The sequence below is a fragment of the Rhodopseudomonas sp. BR0C11 genome (assembly GCF_010820945.1).
Lineage (GTDB): Bacteria > Pseudomonadota > Alphaproteobacteria > Rhizobiales > Xanthobacteraceae > Rhodopseudomonas > Rhodopseudomonas palustris_H.
Genome location: NZ_QTKI01000858.1, coordinates 1 through 433, shown reverse-complemented (window position 1 = coordinate 433; position 433 = coordinate 1). Strand labels below are relative to the sequence as shown.

Genomic DNA, 433 nt, shown 5'->3' with positions numbered 1-433 from the left:
ATCACAGGCCGTGCCATCTACGAAGGCACGCTCGATGTCGCCGAGGCCCAGGCCTTCTGCGACAACTACCAAGGCTGAGGACTGAACCATGGCACTGGCCAAGCGCATCATCCCTTGCCTGGACGTGGACAACGGCCGGGTGGTCAAGGGCGTCAAGTTCGAGAACATCCGTGATGCCGGCGACCCGGTGGAAATCGCCCGTCGGTACAACGAGCAGGGTGCCGACGAAATCACTTTCCTCGACATCACCGCCAGCGTCGATGGCCGCGACACTACCCTGCATACCGTCGAGCGCATGGCCAGCCAGGTGTTCATCCCGCTGACCGTGGGCGGTGGCGTGCGTACCGTGCAGGACATCCGTAACCTGCTCAACGCCGGTGCCGACAAGGTTTCGATCAACACGGCTGCGGTGTTCAACCCGGAGTTCGTGGGC

Annotated in this window: 1 protein-coding gene; it reads left to right on the top strand. The window is 62.8% G+C overall.

Going from position 1 to position 433, the window contains the following annotated elements; all coding sequences use genetic code 11:
• Positions 1–88: 88 nt before the first annotated feature.
• Positions 89–433: imidazole glycerol phosphate synthase subunit HisF (gene hisF / locus DYI24_RS27805; RefSeq protein ID WP_246701407.1), on the top strand; the 345-nt coding region annotated here is incomplete at its 3' end.